This window comes from Mycobacterium bohemicum DSM 44277 (assembly GCF_001053185.1).
Taxonomy (GTDB): Bacteria; Actinomycetota; Actinomycetes; order Mycobacteriales; family Mycobacteriaceae; genus Mycobacterium; species Mycobacterium bohemicum.
The window spans coordinates 224,128-240,862 of sequence record NZ_CSTD01000005.1 but is presented as its reverse complement, the minus strand read 5'-3'; the positions used below and the strand labels follow the sequence as shown (position 1 = coordinate 240,862).

Annotated in this window: 13 protein-coding genes; 4 read left to right on the top strand and 9 right to left on the bottom strand. The window is 68.2% G+C overall.

Annotated elements, in window-relative coordinates; genetic code table 11:
• Position 1: 1 nt before the first annotated feature.
• Genes BN971_RS21025 through BN971_RS20985 form a run of 9 tightly spaced genes read right to left on the bottom strand, consistent with a single transcriptional unit; the run spans position 2 to position 11,660 of the window.
• Positions 2 to 1,198: a MaoC family dehydratase gene (locus tag BN971_RS21025; protein ID WP_085179629.1), complete on the bottom strand. Its 1,197-nt coding sequence runs from the start codon at positions 1,196 to 1,198 to the stop codon at positions 2 to 4.
• A 13-nt stretch (positions 1,199 to 1,211) separates the two neighbouring features.
• Positions 1,212 to 2,204, bottom strand: coding sequence for an acrylyl-CoA reductase (NADPH) (acuI, locus tag BN971_RS21020; RefSeq protein ID WP_085179630.1), 993 nt, complete (start codon positions 2,202 to 2,204; stop codon positions 1,212 to 1,214).
• A gap of 43 nt (positions 2,205 to 2,247) precedes the next feature.
• Positions 2,248 to 3,669, bottom strand: a complete 1,422-nt coding sequence (locus tag BN971_RS21015; protein WP_085179844.1) for an aldehyde dehydrogenase family protein — start codon at positions 3,667 to 3,669, stop codon at positions 2,248 to 2,250.
• A 22-nt stretch (positions 3,670 to 3,691) separates the two neighbouring features.
• Positions 3,692 to 5,398, bottom strand: coding sequence for a thiamine pyrophosphate-binding protein (locus tag BN971_RS21010; RefSeq protein ID WP_090350535.1), 1,707 nt, complete (start codon positions 5,396 to 5,398; stop codon positions 3,692 to 3,694).
• A gap of 2 nt (positions 5,399 to 5,400) precedes the next feature.
• The gene (locus tag BN971_RS21005) at positions 5,401 to 6,594 is read right to left on the bottom strand and encodes a CaiB/BaiF CoA transferase family protein (RefSeq protein ID WP_170322214.1); all 1,194 of its coding nucleotides are present in this window, start codon (positions 6,592 to 6,594) and stop codon (positions 5,401 to 5,403) included.
• Positions 6,595 to 6,613: 19 nt separating this feature from the next.
• On the bottom strand, positions 6,614 to 7,558 hold the full coding sequence (locus BN971_RS21000) for an SDR family NAD(P)-dependent oxidoreductase (protein ID WP_085179632.1): 945 nt from the start codon (positions 7,556 to 7,558) through the stop codon (positions 6,614 to 6,616).
• Positions 7,558 to 9,405 (bottom strand): flavin-containing monooxygenase, encoded by a 1,848-nt coding sequence (locus BN971_RS20995; protein ID WP_085179633.1) that lies wholly within the window; start codon positions 9,403 to 9,405, stop codon positions 7,558 to 7,560. Before BN971_RS20995 ends, BN971_RS21000 begins: the two co-directional genes overlap by 1 nt.
• A gap of 15 nt (positions 9,406 to 9,420) precedes the next feature.
• A complete protein-coding gene (locus BN971_RS20990; RefSeq protein ID WP_085179634.1) occupies positions 9,421 to 10,806 on the bottom strand; it encodes an aromatic ring-hydroxylating oxygenase subunit alpha in 1,386 nt (461 codons plus the stop codon).
• Positions 10,806 to 11,660: an SDR family NAD(P)-dependent oxidoreductase gene (locus BN971_RS20985; protein WP_085179635.1), complete on the bottom strand. Its 855-nt coding sequence runs from the start codon at positions 11,658 to 11,660 to the stop codon at positions 10,806 to 10,808. Before BN971_RS20985 ends, BN971_RS20990 begins: the two co-directional genes overlap by 1 nt.
• A gap of 235 nt (positions 11,661 to 11,895) precedes the next feature.
• Between BN971_RS20985 and BN971_RS20980 the strand changes: the two genes are divergently transcribed.
• From BN971_RS20980 to BN971_RS20965, 4 genes are read left to right on the top strand one after another with little or no spacing between them, the layout of a single operon-like run.
• Positions 11,896 to 13,542: an SMP-30/gluconolactonase/LRE family protein gene (locus BN971_RS20980; protein ID WP_085179636.1), complete on the top strand. Its 1,647-nt coding sequence runs from the start codon at positions 11,896 to 11,898 to the stop codon at positions 13,540 to 13,542.
• Positions 13,542 to 14,282: a GntR family transcriptional regulator gene (locus BN971_RS20975; protein WP_085179637.1), complete on the top strand. Its 741-nt coding sequence runs from the start codon at positions 13,542 to 13,544 to the stop codon at positions 14,280 to 14,282. The genes BN971_RS20980 and BN971_RS20975 overlap by 1 nt, the downstream gene beginning before the upstream one ends.
• 19 nt (positions 14,283 to 14,301) lie before the next feature.
• Positions 14,302 to 15,942, top strand: coding sequence for an AMP-binding protein (locus tag BN971_RS20970; RefSeq protein ID WP_085179638.1), 1,641 nt, complete (start codon positions 14,302 to 14,304; stop codon positions 15,940 to 15,942).
• Complete coding sequence (locus BN971_RS20965) at positions 15,935 to 16,717, top strand: SDR family NAD(P)-dependent oxidoreductase (RefSeq protein ID WP_085179639.1); 783 nt, start codon at positions 15,935 to 15,937, stop codon at positions 16,715 to 16,717. The genes BN971_RS20970 and BN971_RS20965 overlap by 8 nt, the downstream gene beginning before the upstream one ends.
• Positions 16,718 to 16,735: the final 18 nt, after the last annotated feature.

Below are 16,735 nucleotides of genomic sequence, written 5' to 3'. Positions count from 1 at the left end.
GCTACAACGGGAGTTCGACCTCGGCCGTGCAGCCCACCAGCATTTCGCCGTTCTGGTTGGTCAGGCGCAGCTTTATCTGCACCAGCGGAACGCCCCAGGCCGATTCCGGGTGCTTGTCGACGATCTCGGCGTCGAAATAGGTCACGTCGCCCTCGAAGGCGGGCGTGCGGAAGTCGGCCTTGGAGTGGCGCACCATGCCGTCGTGGCCGGCCCAGTACGCGAGGTAGTCGGTGCACCACGCGCCCATCGTCGCGCCATAGCCGTAGGCGCGCGCCATGCCGACTTCGCTGGCCCGTTCGGCGTCGATATGCCCGCGCGAGGGGCCGACGTAGAGCCCGTCACGCTTGCGGGGATCGATCTTCGCGTCCTCCTCGTCGAACGCGAAATCCTTGCCCCAGCCCGGATCCTGGTAGACCCACGGATCCTCGACCCCGGGCGGCGCGACCCACTCGAAGGTACCCCAGATGTTGAAGAGGAACGCCCGGTATTCGGTGGTGAAGCTGGCGATGCTGTGCGGGCCGATCACGCGGCGCGGCAGCGTGTCCCCGACCTTGACCTCGTCGAAGCGCGGCGACACACCCATCCGGTTGGACTCCAGCCACTGCCGCCGCAGCTTCTCCACGGCCTCGAGTTCAGTTCGCGTCCATCGCTTGATCTCGCCCAGCTGATTTTCGAACATGCCGCGCTTGGTTGCTTCCTCGTAGAGGTAGCGGATCGCCGTGGACCGTTCGCGCGCCACCAGGGTGCCGTGCTGGTTGGTGTGGATGGTGTCGCCGCGGGAGAACATCGTCGGGCCGGCGAATTTCGTCTCGGTGACCTTGTAGTCGTGGAACCGGCGCTGCTGGAACAGCTTGTCCCCGGGCCGCACCGGACAGCCATAGAACCACCATTCCTCGCCACCGAAGATCAAGTGGCTGTTGGGAATGTGGCCCACGCAGGCCGGTGCGGCACCGTGCCCATAGTCGAGGGCCACCGCGATGGACTGTGGTGCCACGATGCCCCCGTATTTCGACTCGCGGGCGAACCGCTCGTCCCAGTGCACGGGATTGGGGTAATCCATGGCCATCACCCAGCGCCGGATGTCCGACGAACTGCACGGGTCCCACAATTGCCCGCCGCCAACCGGTTTGCCGACCCGGTGATCGACGTCGGACAGATCCAGCTGCGGACCCGGTGACGCCGCAACGTTCTTGGCCATTGCCGCTCTCCCGTCAGCGGTTGACGTCGACAATGACGCGGCCGCGGACCTTGCCGTCCATGAGCCGCCCGGCGGCGTCGATCGCCTTGCCGAGCGGGATCTCGCGGGCGATGGAATCCAGCGCGCCCGCATCCAGGTCGCGCGACAGGCGTTCCCAGGCGGCCAGGCGGGGTTTCTTCGGCGCCATCACACTATCGATGCCCAGCAGCGAGACACCGCGCAGGATGAACGGGGCGACCGTCGCCGGAAAGTCCATGCCCTGGGCCAGGCCGCACGCCGCCACCGCGCCGCCGTATCGCGTCTGCGCGCACGCGTTCGCCAGGGTGTGGCTTCCGACCGTGTCGACGACGCCGGCCCAGCGCTCCTTCTGCAGCGGCTTACCCGCCTCGGCGAGCTCGGCCCGGTCCAGGACCGCGACGGCCCCGAGTTGCTGCAGGTAGGTTTCCTCCGACGATTTCCCGGTTGCGGCAACGACTTTGAAGCCGGCCGTGCTCAACAGCGCGATCGCGACGCTGCCGACGCCGCCGGTCGCGCCGGTGACCAGCACCTCGCCCTCATCGGGTGACACTCCGTGCCGGAGCAGGGCGTCCACGCACAGGGCCGCGGTGTAGCCGGCGGTGCCGATCGCCATCGCCTGGCGGCTGGTGAACTGAGGGGGCAGCGGCACCAGCCAGTCGCCGTTGAGGCGGGCGCGCTGGGCCAGGCCGCCCCAATGCGTCTCCCCGACGCCCCACCCGTTGAGGACCACGCGGTCGCCGGTTTTCCAGTCGGCATGGCTGCTCTCGGTGACCACGCCGGCCAGGTCGATGCCGGGTACCATCGGAAACTTCCGGACCACGGGCGATTTGCCGGTGATGGCCAGGCCGTCCTTGTAATTCAGCGTCGAGTACTCGACGTCGATGCTGACGTTGTCGTCCGGCCCCTGGGGCAACTGCGCATCGTCCAGGTCGGTGACACCCACCGTCTGCCCGGCGTCACCCTTGTCGATCAGAACTGCTGAAAACATCGTCGGCTCATCCCTTCTCCATGGACTCAAGCTATATCGGGGCCTAGGCGGGCGCGAAGCCCAAAGTGCTCTTCACCTCCAAGTACTCGTTGAACCCGAACTCGCTCCACTCCCGTCCGTTGCCGCTGTGCTTGTAGCCGCCGAACGCCGAGTTCATGTCGAAGGCGTGATTGATCGTCACCCAGCCGGCGCGGATCTTGCGGGCCACCTCTCGCGCCTTGTCGAGATCGGCGCCCGAAACGTAGCCCGCCAGACCGTAATCGGTGTCGTTGGCGATCTGCACCGCCTGATCGAGATCGTCGTAGCCGAGGATGCACAGCACCGGCCCGAAGATCTCCTCGCGGGCAATCGTCATGTCGTTGGTGACGTTCGCGAAGACGGTGGGCCTGACGTAGTAGCCCTTGTCGAGGCCCGCCGGCCGGCCGGGCCCGCCGGCGACGAGAGTCGCGCCCTCGTCGATGCCCTTGCGGATGAGGCCCTGGACCCGTTCGAACTGTGCCTTCGACGCCACCGGGCCGATCGCGGTCTTGTCGGGGACGCCGACCTTGACCTGTTCGGCAACCTCACGCGCGATGGTGACGGCCTCGGCCATGCGTGAGTTCGGCACCAGCATGCGGGACGGCGCGTTACAGCTCTGACCGGAGTTGGGCATCATGTTGGCGACCCCGGCCCGGACACTGTCGGCGAATCCGCCGTCGTCGAGCACGATGTTCGGGCTCTTCCCGCCGAGTTCCTGGGTCACCCGTTTCACGGTGGCGGCGGCATTCCTTGCCACTTCGACACCGGCGCGGGTGGATCCGGTGAACGACACCATGTCGATGCCGGGATGGCTCGCCAGGGCCACACCGACCCCGGGGCCATCACCGTTCACCAGGTTGTACACCCCGGCCGGCACGCCGGCGGCGTCCAGGATCTCGGTGAAGATGTAGGCCGAGTACGGCGCGACCTCAGAGGGTTTCAGGATCATCGTGCACCCGGTCGCCAGCGCCGGGTACACCTTGACCGCGATCTGGTTGAGCGGCCAGTTCCACGGCGTGATCAGCCCGCACACGCCGATCGGCTCCTTGGCGATCAGCGTGGCGCCGTGCTGTTCCTCGAAGGCGAAGTTCTTCAGCACGTCGATCGCCTTCATCAGGTGACCGATCCCCAGCTGAACCTGCGGGCCCGCGGCGAGCGACGGCGGGGCGCCCATCTCCTCGGTGACGGCGTCGGCCAGGTCACCCGCGCGCCTCTGGTATTCGGCGAGCATCGCCTCCAGCACGTCCAGCCGCTGTTCGCGAGTGCTCTGCGACCACGCGGCAAACGCGCGACGGGCGGCCTGCACCGCGACGTCGACGTCGGCCGCCGAACCCAGTGAGATCCTCCCGGACGTCTGCTCGGTCACCGGGTTTTCGACGTCAAAGGTATTGGGCCGCAACGGATCGACCCATCGACCGTCGATGTAGAACTTGAGGTATTCGCGCATGACCACTCCTTTTCCAATCCTTTTACTGGGTGCCTTCGGCGTACCAGGTGCGGAATTCCGCGTAGTTCGGCATCTCCTCGGAGTTGGCCTTCGGGTCGATGCAGACGTGCACGACGGCGGTCCGGCCGCTGGCGTAGGCGCGCTTGATCGCCGGGCCGATCTCCTCTTCCTTTTCGACGTATTCGCCATGGCAGCCAAAGCCTTCGGCGATTTTGTCAAAGCGCACGTCCTTGCTCCAGTGCACGCCCGGCTGCGGCGAAGGCTGGGTGAAGGTGCGCTTGTACACGCCGACCTCGAGTCCCCACTGGTGGTCGACGCCCACGACGCAGACCAGCGGCAACTGCTGACGTGCGGCGGTCTCCAGCTCCCCGATGTGGAACAGGAACGACGAGTCGCTGGTGAGCAGCATGACCGGCCGGTTGCCGCCGTCGGCCACCGACGCGCCGATGGCGTAGGGCAGGCCAGTCCCGAGGTGGCCGAAGTTCTGGTTCCAGATGACGTCGTGCGGCTTGGCCTGCGAGTAGGTCCACTGGAAGATGACGGTCGCGCCGCCGTCGCGGACCATGATGCCCTCGGCCGGAAAAGCCCGGGTCGCCTCCACGACGAAGCGCGCGGGGTGTACCGGGGTGCGGCCGCTGGGGGCGGTCTCGGCCAGTTCGGCGAGCTGGTCGGCGTCCTGTTTGATCCAGCGGGCCAGGTCGGGCGAGGGCGCGCGCGGGGTGTCCTTGAGCGCGTCGACCAGCTGGGGCACCACGCCGCGCAAATCTCCGACCAGGGCCACGTCCACCGGCCGGTTCACGCCGATCGCCGTCGGGTCCTGCTCCACGTAGATCCATCGGCGGGGGGGGTCGTTGGGCGCCCAGTGCCGGGTCCTGCCGTAGTGAACCGGTTCGCCGAGCTCGGTGCCGAGCGCGATGCACAGGTCCGACGCGACGACGGCCTCGACCGCCGCGGAGGAGAACCCGTAGGGGAAGGTGCGGTCCTCCAGGCCGGGAATGAACGACGTGCCGCCGGACGTCTGGATCACCGGGCAGGCCATCAGTTCGGCAAGTTCCCTGACCGCCGCGCCGGTGCGCGACGTGTGCACCCCGTGGCCGACGAGCAGGATCGGGTTCGCGGCCTCGCGCACCAGCCTGGCCGCCTCGGCGACCTCCCGGGCGCCCGCCCCCTGCGCGACGAGGCGGTACGCGGCGGGCGGCAGGGGGTCCGGGACGTCGAGCTCCTCAAGAATCACGTGGGACGGGTACTCGATGTAGGCCGGGCCGGGCGTGGTGGACATCGCGCGCCGGATCGCCTCGCGAACGATTTCGTCGGTCTGGTCGGCATATTCGATCGAGGCGCTGTATTTGACCGCCGGGGCGAAAAGCCCTTCCTGACGGACGAATTGGATGCGGCCGCGGCGGACGCGACGCTCGGTGATGCGGGCCCGTTGGCCACCGAGGAAGATGACCGGCGAATTTTCCACCTTGGCGCACATCATCGCTCCCGCGATGTTGGCGACGCCGGGGCCCAGCGTGCCGATGCACAGCCCCGGCTTGCCCGTCATCCGCGAGACGGCCTCGGCCATGAAGCCGGCGCTCTCCTCGTGGTGCGGCGACAGCACCGTCCAGCCGCGGGACTCCGCCTCGAGGAACATGTGCACGAAGTTCGGGTCCGGGATGCCGAACAGCGTGTTGACGCCCTCGGCCTCGAACAGGTCGAGAATGCGCTTGTAGACGGGCACACCCATGATCAAAACTCCTTTTCCTGGCGAGCAGGCACAGAGTCGCACTCCGGCAGGGCGTTTCGTGCGATTCTGCGACTGCTCGCGGCGATTTCGGTGAGCACTTCCTCGGTGTGGGCGCCCAGTTCCGGCGCCGGCCCGGCGACGCGGCCCGGCGTCCGGGAGAACCAGGCGGGCACGCCGGGGAAGCGCACCGGCCCGTTGGGGGTGTCGACGGTCTCGAACATGCCCACCGCGTTGAGATGCGGGTTGTCGAAGAGGTCGCCGGGTGTGTTCAATCGCGCGGCCGGGATTTCCAGCTCGGCGAACAACGCCAGCCACTCCTCGGTCGGGCGCTCCTTCATCGTCTCGGCCACCAGCCCGTAGATCGTGTCGATCTGGCGTGCACGGTGTTCCAGCGTGGAATAGCGCTCGCTGGCCCACGCGGGCCGCACGGCGTCCATGAAAGCGTTCCAGTGCTTGTCGTTGTAGATCAACGCGGCGATGTGGCCGTCGCTCGTGCGGTAGGGGCGGCGGTTGGGCGCGACGGTCCGCGGATACACCGCCGGCCCCAGTGGGGGGTCGAACATCGCGCCGTTGGCGTGCTCGACGAGCATGAACGAGGCCATGGTCTCGAACATGGCGACCTCGACCTCCTGCCCCTCGCCGGTGCGCTCGCGGTGGAACAACGCCATGGTCGTCGCATAGAGCGCCGTCAGCCCCGCGATCTTGTCGGCCATGATGGTCCCGACGTAGTCGGCCTCGCCGGTCAGTTGCTCCTGAACCGCGGGCAGCCCGCTTTCCGCCTGGATCGTGTCGTCGTAGGCGGGCCGGTCGCGGTCGGGCCCGCGCCGGCCGTACCCATAGCAATTGGCGTACACGATCGCGGGGTTGATCGCGGCGACGTCGTCGTAGCCGAAGCCCAGCCTGGCTATCGCCTTGGCCCGCATGGAATGGATGAACACGTCTGCGGTCTCGACGAGCGCGCGCAGCGTGCGTGTTCCGGCATCGCTGCGCAGGTCCAGCACGACGCTGCGCTTGCCGCGGTTGACGTTGACGAACACGCCGCTCATCCCCGGTGCCGGGCCCACCGAGATGAAACGGGTGTCGTCGCCCGCCGGCGGTTCCACTTTGATCACGTCGGCGCCCATGTCGGCCATGATCTGGGTGCAGTAGGGTCCCATCACCATCGCGGTGAGGTCGATGACCCGCACACCGGCCAGGGGTCCGGTCCCCGTCGGCCTAACCATGCAGCGCCCCATGACCGTTCGCGTGCTGCGCCAGGCCGAAGCTGAACCGGATGTGCTGGTCGTGACCGTCGGGCACCGCGGGGAAGATGAGCGGCGACTCGGCGTTGCGGATCACGGCCTGATGCTCGGCGACGTCCTCGACGGTCCACGACGGCCGATAGACGCCGGGGCTTTCCGCGACGACCGCCCGCGCCACCCGGCCCGCGAGCGCGATGAACATCTCCCCTGTCACCGAACAGGATTCGTGCGCGAGCCAGCCGACGACGGGGGCAACGAGGTCGGAACCCATCGGCGGGTAGGACGAGGTGTCGATGCCCGCCGCCATCCGCGTCACCGCGGCCGGCACGATCACGTTGCACGTCACGCCGTCGGCGGCGCCTTCGAGTGCCGCGACATTGGACAGGCCCACGACACCGGCCTTGGCCGCGGCATAGTTGGCCACGCCGTGATTTCCGTACAGGCCGCCGATCGAGGAGGTGAGCACGATGCGTCCGTAACCGGCCCCGCACATGACCGGGAAGGCGGGCCGCACCACGTTGAAGGCGCCGCGCAGGTGCACGTCGAGCACCGCGTCGAAGTCCTCATGGCTCATCTCCTTCAGTGAGCACGAACGGACGTTGCCGGCGTTGTGGATCAGGATGTCGATGCGGCCGTAGCGGTCGAGCGCGGTGCCGATGATCGCCGCGCCGCCCTCGGGGGTCGCGACGGACGCGGTAGACGCGGCCGCTTCTCCGCCCGCCGCGGTGATTTCGTCGACCACCTGCTGTGCCGGAACCGCGTCGGCGCCCTCGCCCGCCAGGCTGCCACCGGGGTCGTTGACGACGACCTTGGCTCCGCGCGCGGCAAGCAGCTGCGCGTACGCGCGGCCCAGCCCACGTCCGGCACCGGTTACCACGGCGACGCGGTCGTCGAATCTGAGGCTGGACGTGTCTGTCACTAGCCCAGGACCAGACCTTCCAGGTCGCCCTTGTCGCGCCACTGCCTGATCAGGTCGCCGAACTCGTAGAAGCCGGGCGCGTAGTAGTCGCCGATAGCCGAGCGGATGCCCTCGCCGCCACCGCCGCCCTCGTTGTTGTAATAGCCGGGGGTGCACGAGACTGCGAATTCCGTTGTGTCGATCGAGACTTCGCGGATCGTCGCGACCCAGTCGTCCTGCGCTTTCTGGCTCGGCTCGACCGTCGTCGCGCCGCGGGCTGTCGCCTCGGCGATGATGTAGGCGATGTGTTCGGCCTGCTGCTCGAACATCGCGGTGGTGTTCCCCGACACGCCGCCCTGGATGAAGCCGGTGAAGAACTGGTTCGGGAAGCCGACACTGGTGATGCCGTGCAGCGACTTGTAGCCGTCGCGCCAGTGGTCGAACAGCGACAGCCCGCCGCGGCCCTCGATGACGTCGATGGCATAGCGTCGGCTGATCTCGGTCGTGATCTCGAAACCGCTCGCCCAAATGATGCAGTCGACGTCGTACTCGACGCCGTTGGCCACCAGGCCCGTCTCCGTCGCCCGTTCGACGCCCTTGCATTCCGACACGTCGACCAGCGTCACGTTTGGCCGGTTGTAGGTCGTCAGGTATTCGTCGTTGCTGCACGGTCGCTTGCACATGAACCGGTAATAGGGCTTGAGAGCCTCGGCGGTGTCCGGGTCGTCCACGACGGTCTCGACGTGGCGGCGGAGCCGCTCCATGACCTTGTAGTCCTCTTCTTCGTGCATCGCGGCGATCTGTTCGATCGACAGGGAGGCGGGATCCTCCATCGCCGCGATCCGTGCGGTCAAGTTCCGGCCGAGTTCGGTCCAGAAGTCGCAGACCATGTCGGCCTGGTCGAACACCACCCCCCCGCCCAGCGGCGACCACCGGTGGAAGTTGCGCTTGCGTTCCTCCTGCCAGCCCGGCCGCAGGGAGGCCGCCCACTTCGGGTCCGTGGGCTTGTTGCCCCGCACGTCCACCGATGAAGGCGTGCGCTGAAACACGTAGAGGTGCTCGGCGTCTCGGCCCAGGTGCGGAACCAGTTGCACGCCGGTCGCTCCCGTGCCGACGAGGGCGACGCGCTTGTCGTGCAGTTTGTGCAGCCCGCCCTTGGAGTCCCCGCCGGTGTACTCGTAATCCCAGCGCGCGGAGTGGAACTGGTGTCCTTTGAAATCCTTGATTCCCGGAATGCCCGGCAGTTTCGGGCGATTGAACGACCCCTGCGTCATGACGACGAAGCGCGCGCGGATGTCGTCACCGCGGTTGGTGCCGAGCCGCCAGCGTTTGATGGAGTCGTCCCAGCGCATGTCGGACACCTGGGTGGAGAAGATCGCCCCGTCGTACAGCCCGAAGTGCTTGCCGATGTTGCGGCAGTGCGCAAGTATCTCGGCACCGTCGGCGTACTTCTTGGTCGGTACGTAGTCGAGCTCTTCCAGCAGCGGGATGTAGCAGTACGCGTCGTTGTCGCATTGGATCCCGGGGAAGCGATTCCAGTACCACACGCCCCCGAAGTCCCCGCCCATCTCGATGACGCGCACGTCCTCGACGCCGGCCTTCTTCAGGTACGCGCCGGCCAGCAGTCCCGCGATGCCGCCACCGAGCACCGCGACCTCGACGTCCTCGGCGATCGGATCCCGCATCGGCACCGGGGTGTACGGATCCACCTCGTAGAATTCCGCAAAGTCGCCGTCGAGCTCGAGGTATTGCTTGGAGCCTTCCGGGCGCAGCCGCTTGTCGCGCTCATGGCGGTACTTCTGCCGCAGCGCAACGAGATCGATGTCGTCGGGTGTATCGGTGGGCCCGCAGGAGTCGAACAATGTCATGTGGGTGCGTTCTCCTTAGAGCTCTCGGGGTTCACCGGCGCCCATGTACTTCGACAGCTGGTAGTGCAAATTCACGGTGCTGCGTTCGCGGTACGGGTTGGGCTTGGTGCCCGGGAATCCCAGCGATTTCATGCCCTGCTGCACGGCGGCCATGTTGGAGAAGTCCTGGGGCAGCACCGACCGCCACCGGGGGTCGCCTGCCGGGGTGTGCTCCCATTCCGTCTGCGGTTCTTCGCCTTTCGGGTATAGCTCGAACACCGACACCTCGAAGATGCACCTGTCGGGGTTGTAGCCGGGGTCCGGTCGCGCGCCGTAGCACAGCGCAACCGTCAGGCCCTGACCGATCTGGAAGTTCGGGAAGATCTGCCAGGCGGTGCCCGCCTGGCCGAGGATGTCGGGGGGAATCGTCGGCCAGATCACGCCGCGCGCCTCGTCGTCGCGGCGCGCGGACGCCAGCCAGTGCTCGAGGACCTTGTCGGGCGGTGTGCCCTCGGGCAGTTCGTCGACCAGCCGCTTGGCGGCGTTCACCAGCGTCTCGGTCGTGGAGGTGTTGGTCTCCTCCATCGTGTAGATCTGCATCTGGGCAGTCGACACGCGCGGGTCGGCGCCGGTTCCGAGGCGGATCTTGGACTTGGTCGCCGCCATGTCGTCCGGGGCGTCATAGCCGATGTTGCTGTGTTTGCCCTGCGCCTTGGCCCAGCCCTTGAATTCGCCGAACTTGTTGAACTCCGGATGGGTCGTATAGACGTGGTAGGTCTCGTTGAACGCCTCCAGCGCGACTTTCCAGTTGCAGTCGAAGTACAGCCACTTGCGCCACTTGTAGCGCATGTTCTCCAGCCCGAACGGGTCGAGGATCTTCGCGGCGGGGAACAGGTAATCGGCCAGCGGTTCGCAGTCGGGGTCCATGTTGATCCACAACCATCCGCCCCAGGTGTCGACCCGCACGGGGCGCAGGTGCGTGTTGTCTGACGTGAGCGCACCCTTCCAGTCGTCCTGCTCGCGGATGTGGGTGCACGCGCCGTCCAGGCCGTAGGTCCAGCCGTGGAATCCGCACACGAACGACTTGCGCGCGCGCCCGAGCGCGTTCTTGGCCCCCTCCGGTGTATCGACCAGCCGGCGTCCGCGGTGCATGCAGACGTTGTGGTGGGCCCGAAATGCACCGGACTCGCCCGGACCGGTGCGCACCACGATGATCGAGTCGTCGAGGATGTCGTAGGTCAGGTAACTGCCCACCTCCGGCAGCTCTTCGACCCGGCCGACCTGCTGCCACACCTTGCGCCACAACTTGTCGCGCTCGGCGCGGGCATACGCCTCGCTGACGTACGCCTCGACCCCGATCGTCATCGGCTGCGAGAGTTCCTCGGCCGCAACCCGATTCACGTCTTTGGCCAGGTCGGTCATCACATCCTCCTAATGGCCGCGCGGAAGGATTCGTCGTGCAGGAAAAGCGAGGTGTTGTCGGCGTCCAGATGGCTCCATCTGAGGCCGAGGCCGCCGTCGACGAGCAGCGTCTGGCCGGTGACGTAGCTCGCCAACTCCGAGAGCAGGAACAAGATGGCCCCGGCCTGCTCCTCGGGCCGGCCGCGCCGGCCCATCGCGATCGCCCGCCGGTCGCGGTCGGGGTCCGCTTCGACGTACGTGCGCGACGCCGCCGTCTCGGTGATGCCCGGCGCCACCGCGTTGACGCGAATTCCGGCCTGCGCCAGTTCCAGCGCCATGGTGCGGGTCATCGCCGCGATCGCGGCCTTGGCCGTGCCGTAGGCGATGTGAAAGGGCGCGGTGTTCATGCCGCTGATCGAGGAGATCGACACGATCGAGCCCGGCCGCTGCTGCGCGACGAGTTCGGCCGCCACGGCCCGGCTCATGAAGAAGGCCGTCTCGAGGTTGTCGGCGAAGATCGTGCGCCAGTCGGTCCGCGTCACCCGCGTCGACGGCATCCACGTCGACGGCGCGGCGCCGCCGGCGACATTGACCAAGCCGTACAGAAAGCCATCGGCGCGGCGCGTTTGGTCGATCACCGCCGCAATGCCCTCGTCGGTCGACGCGTCGGCCGCGACCGGAACCACCGACAAACCCCGCTCCGCCAACGGGACGACATGCTCGTCGAGGTTTTCCTTCGAGCGGCTCACCGCGATCACCGTGGCTCCCGCGCGCGCGGCCATCGCCATGACGGTCGTGCCGATGCCACCCCCGCCGGCACCGGAAACCACCACGATGCGGCCATCGAGCCCCAGCAGATCCCCGAGATCCTCCATGACCTGCTTTCCCCTGCCGCTGGCACCCGGCCCACGCGCCGATCGCCGCAACAGGATGTTCCACAATTGTCCGGACAGAATATGTGATTCTTTGCCCGCGAGAACACTATTCCCATCGAGCGATGTCCCTGTCAAGGGCGTGGCCCGAGCGGGGACAGCTATTGTCTGGACTAGACCGAGTTTGATAGCGTCCGGCGAAACGGGCGGTCCAGGTGGGAAAGGATCTCGGCGAGACGTGTCCAGTTCGAGGGCCATCGCGGCACAGCCATCGCGGTATCCCTCCGTCATTTCCGGCGCCGGCTCCGCGAATCAACCCGGGGAGGCCGCCGAGGGCTGGCGACTCGAGCGGGTGACCGCCCCCAGCCGCCTCTTCGGCGCCAACGGTCTGCGCACCGGACCGGACGGCCGCGTCTACATCGCGCAGGTGACCGGCAGCCAGATCAGCGCGCTGGACCCGCTCACCGGCCGGCTCAGCACCATCAGCCCCCGGGGCGGTGACATCGTCGCGCCCGACGACGTCGCATTCGACGCGCGGGGCAATCTCTACGCCACCGAGGTCATGGACGGGCGGGTGAGCGTGCTCGACCCCGCCGGGCGCACCCGCACGCTGCGTGACGACGTTCCGTCGGCCAACGGCATCACCTTTCACCGGAATCGGTTGTTCGTCGGCGAATGCCGCGAGGGCGGGCGCCTGCTGGAAATCGACCCGGCCGGCGGCCCGCCGCGGGTGATCCTCGACCACGTTCCCTCACCGAACGCGATGGAGTTCGGCCCCGACGGAATGCTGTATTTCCCGGTGATGGGGGCCAACGCGATCTGGCGCGTCGATCCCGAGGGCAGCGAATCCCAGTGTGTGGCAGCCGATCTCGGCGTCCCCGACTCGGTCAAGTTCGACGCCGAGGGCCACATCGTGTCCACGCAGGTCGCCAGCGGTCAGGTGCTGCGCATCGATCCCCGCAGCGGCGAGCGGCGGGTGCTCGCACAGCTAAGCCCCGGGCTGGACAACTGCACCTTCGTGGGCGACCGGCTGCTGGTGTCCAACTTCACCGGCGAGATCACCGAGATCGCACCGGACGGCGGCACGCGAACGGTGTTGCCCGGCGGGCTCAACTGGCCGCTGGATCTGGCGGTGGGCGACGACGGCCGGCTCTACGTCGCCGACGGAACCTATTTCTATGTGGCGTTGCCCGACGGCTCGCTGCGGACCGTCGGCATGCTGTTCAGCCCCGGCTACCCCGGGTTCCTGCGGGGCGTTGCACCGAACGGCCCGGGGGAGTTCGTGGTGACGACCTCCGGAGGCCAGGTCGCCCGCTACCGGCCGGCGGACAGCGAAACCGAAGTCCTGGCCGATGGTTTCGACCAGCTTTACGGCGTCGCGCCCGGTCCCGCCGGCGTGGTCGTCGCCGAGCTGGGCACGGGGCGGGTGCTGTCGTTGCGGTCCGGGCACGCCGAGACGCTCGCGACCGGCCTGCGTGAACCCGTCGGGGTCGCGATCGACGCGGACGGTAGCTGCCTCGTCGCGGAGTCCGCCGCCGGCCGGGTGGTACGGCTCAACGGCTCGACCGTCGAAACCGTGGTTGCCGATCTACAACGCCCGCAAGGCATTTGCGTGCATCACGGTGTGCTCTACGTCGTCGACGCCGGTGCCGGGGAAGTGATCTCCGTCGACCTCGCCGACACGGCGCCGCGCACCATCGCCTCCGGGTTGCCCGTCGGGCCGCCGCCGGGCGTGGTGCCCAAGCCGCTCAAGGGGATGCCGCCGTTCTCCGGGCCGCAGGGCCCGTTCGCCGGCATCGCCGCCGCGGCCGACGGGACCCTGTATGTCTCGGCCGACGGCGAGGGCAGCGTCCTGGCCCTGCGGCCGGCGCAGAAGCGCCGCTGATGCCCCAGACACTGCCCGGCGAGCACCGCTACCTGCAGATCGCCCGCACGCTGCGCAAGGAGATCGTCGACGGCGTGTATCCGGTGGGCTCCCAATTGCCGACCGAACACCAACTGTGCGAGCGATTCGCCGTCAGCCGCTATACCGTTCGCGAGGCCCTGCGCCGGCTGCGCGAGGACAACCTCGTCGCGTCGCGGCCACGGGCGGGCACCCGAGTGGTTTCCGGGCCGACGACCAGATCGTATGCGCAGGACGTCATGTCGATCGACGACCTGCTGGCCTTCGCGGCCGGGGCGCAGCTGACCATCGAGACCAACGAGATGGTGACGATCGACGAGGAACTCGCCGCCCAGACCGGGCTGCCGGCCGGGACGCAGTGGTTGTCGGTGCGCGGCTATCGGCGGGCTGACGACGCGCCGTCGCCGCTGTGCCGGACCGAGTACTACATCAGCCGCGATTTCGCCGCCGTGGGCCGGTTGCTGCACCGGCACACCGGTCCGATCTTCCCGTTGATCGAGGACCTGTTCGGCGTGAGTATCAGCGAACTGCACCAGGAGATCACCGCGGTCGTGCTCGTCCCCGAGCTGGCCGAGGCCCTCGGCGTGGCGCCGGGCACGGCCGCGCTGCGGATGCGGCGCACCTACAAGACGTCCGACGGCGAGGTTGCCCAGGTCACCGTCAACACCCACCTGTCGTCGAGCTTTCGGTACGCGATGACCATGCGCCGCGTGAACGACTAGGCCGGGGAAGGGGAGGAGCGTGATAGCCCGGGTACGCCAGGACGCCGCGCTCGCGGCCGACGCCTACCGCCGCGGGCTGTGGGCGGACACCACGCTGGCCGATTCGCTACGAGCCGCCGCGGAACTCTCGCCCCGGCGAACGACGCTGGTGGACAACGATGTTCGGGTCGACTGTGCAACGCTCTACGACCGGGCCGTCCGGCTCGCGTCCGCGCTGCTGCGGCGGTTCCCGCCCGGCACCGTCGTCTCGTTCATGCTGCCGAACTGGCACGAGGCCGCCGCCATCTATTCGGGCGCGACGCTGGCCGGGATGGTCGTCAACCCGATCCTGCCGTCGCTGCGCGACCACGACCTGCGCTTCGTCCTCGAAGACGTCGGGGCCGCCATGATCTTCGTGCCGCACCGGTTCGGCGGCCACGACTACTCGGCGATGCTCGAACGCGTGACCGCGGAATTGAGCCCGGCACCCGAGGTGGTGGTGTTGCGCGGCGACGCCGGCCCGCACACCCCCTACCGCGCGCTGCTCGACCACGACCCGGTCCCCGCGCAGCTGCCCACCCTCGATCCCGATGCCGTGCGCATGGTGCTCTACACGTCGGGCACTACCGGCCGCGCCAAAGGCGTTCTCCACAGCCATAATTCGATCCGGGCGCTGATCTGCCAGATCCGCGACCACTGGGCCATCGACCCGGGCGACACGTTCCTGGTCCCATCGCCGATCGCCCATATCGGCGGTTCCATCTACGCGTTCGAATGCCCGCTGCTGCTGGGCACCACCGCGGTCCTGATGGACCGGTGGGACCCGGCGGCGGCCGTCACGCTGATGGACGGCGAGCGCTGCACCCACATGGCCGGGGCGACACCGTTCCTGCAGCAGTTGCTGGCCGCCGCCCACGCCGCGGGCAGTCGCCTCCCCGAGCTGAAGGTGTTCATCTGCGGCGGCGCCTCGGTGTCGCCGTCGCTGATCCGCCGTTGCGCAGACTATTTCGACCGGGCGGTGGTCACCCGGGTGTACGGCTGCACCGAAGTGCCCGTCGCGACCGTCGGCGCCCCCCGGCCGGACGAGGCCGAGCGCGCCGCGGCGACCGACGGCCGGCCCGGCATCGCCGAGATCAGGATCGTCGCCAACGACGCCGCGCCGGACGGTGACGGCGAGATCTGCGTCCGCGGGCCGCAGATGCTCACCGGCTACCGGCATCCCGAGGACGACGCCGATTCCTTCGACGCCGCAGGTTTTTTCCGCACCGGAGACCTGGGGCGCTGGGTCGACGGCGAGTATCTGGTGGTGACCGGCCGGGCCAAGGACGTCATCATCCGCAACGGGGAGAACATCTCGGCCAAAGAGGTGGAGGACCTGCTCGCCGACCACCCGGGCATCGCCGAGATCGCGGTGGTCGGGGTGCCCGACGAGCGCACCGGAGAGCGCGCCTGCGCGGTGATCGTGCCCGCGGGTTCCGCGAGGCCGGACGTCGGCAGCCTGCTGGGGTTGCTCACGAGTAAGGGGGTGGCCAAGTTCAAATCACCCGAAGAGGTGGTCATCTGGGACGCGCTGCCCAAGAACGACGCGGGCAAGATACTCAAGCATCGGATTCGCGCGGCGTTGATGTCTTCCGCGGGCCACGGTCAGGGAAGTCAGGGAGCAGGGACGGCACATGGCTGAGATGAAGGTCGCGATCGTCACGGGGGCCAGCGGTGGCATCGGCCGGGGGTGCGCGACGAAGCTCGCCGAGATGGGGATGGCCGTCGTGGGAACGGGCCGAGACCGCGATCGGCTGGCGCAGCTGGAAACGGCGATCGGGGACCCCGATCGCGTCGCCACGCTCGCCGTCGACCTGACCGAGGACGACGCGCCGCGGCGCATCGTCGACCTCGCGGTGTCGCGATGGGGACACGTCGACTTTCTGATCAACAATGCCGGCGTGGGCAGCCCCAAGCCGCTGCACGAAACCGACGACGAGACGCTCGATCACTTCCTGGGGGTGATGCTGCGTGCCCCGTTTCGCCTCGCCCGGGACGTGTTGCCGCACATGGGACCCGGCTCGGCGATCATCAACGTCACGTCGACCTTCGCGGTCATCGGCGGGCTACGCGGGGGCGCCTACTCCGCGGCCAAGGGCGGGCTGACGGCGCTGACGACGCACATCGCCTGTCAGTACGGCGCGTCCGGCATCCGATGCAACGCCGTGGCGCCCGGCGTCACGCTCACGCCCATGGTGGAGAAGCGCCTGGAGGACGAGCGCTTTCGCAAGATCAACACAGAGATGACGCCGCATCAGCGGCTGGGCACGATCGACGACATCGCCGGCACCGTCGCCTTCTTGTGTTCGCCGGCCGGCAGTTTCATCAACGGCCAGACGATCGTCGTCGACGGCGGATGGAGCTCGACGAAGTATCTGTCGGAGTTCGCGCTGGCGTCGGAGTGGATCGCGCGGTGACCCAACGGTTTCGGTGAC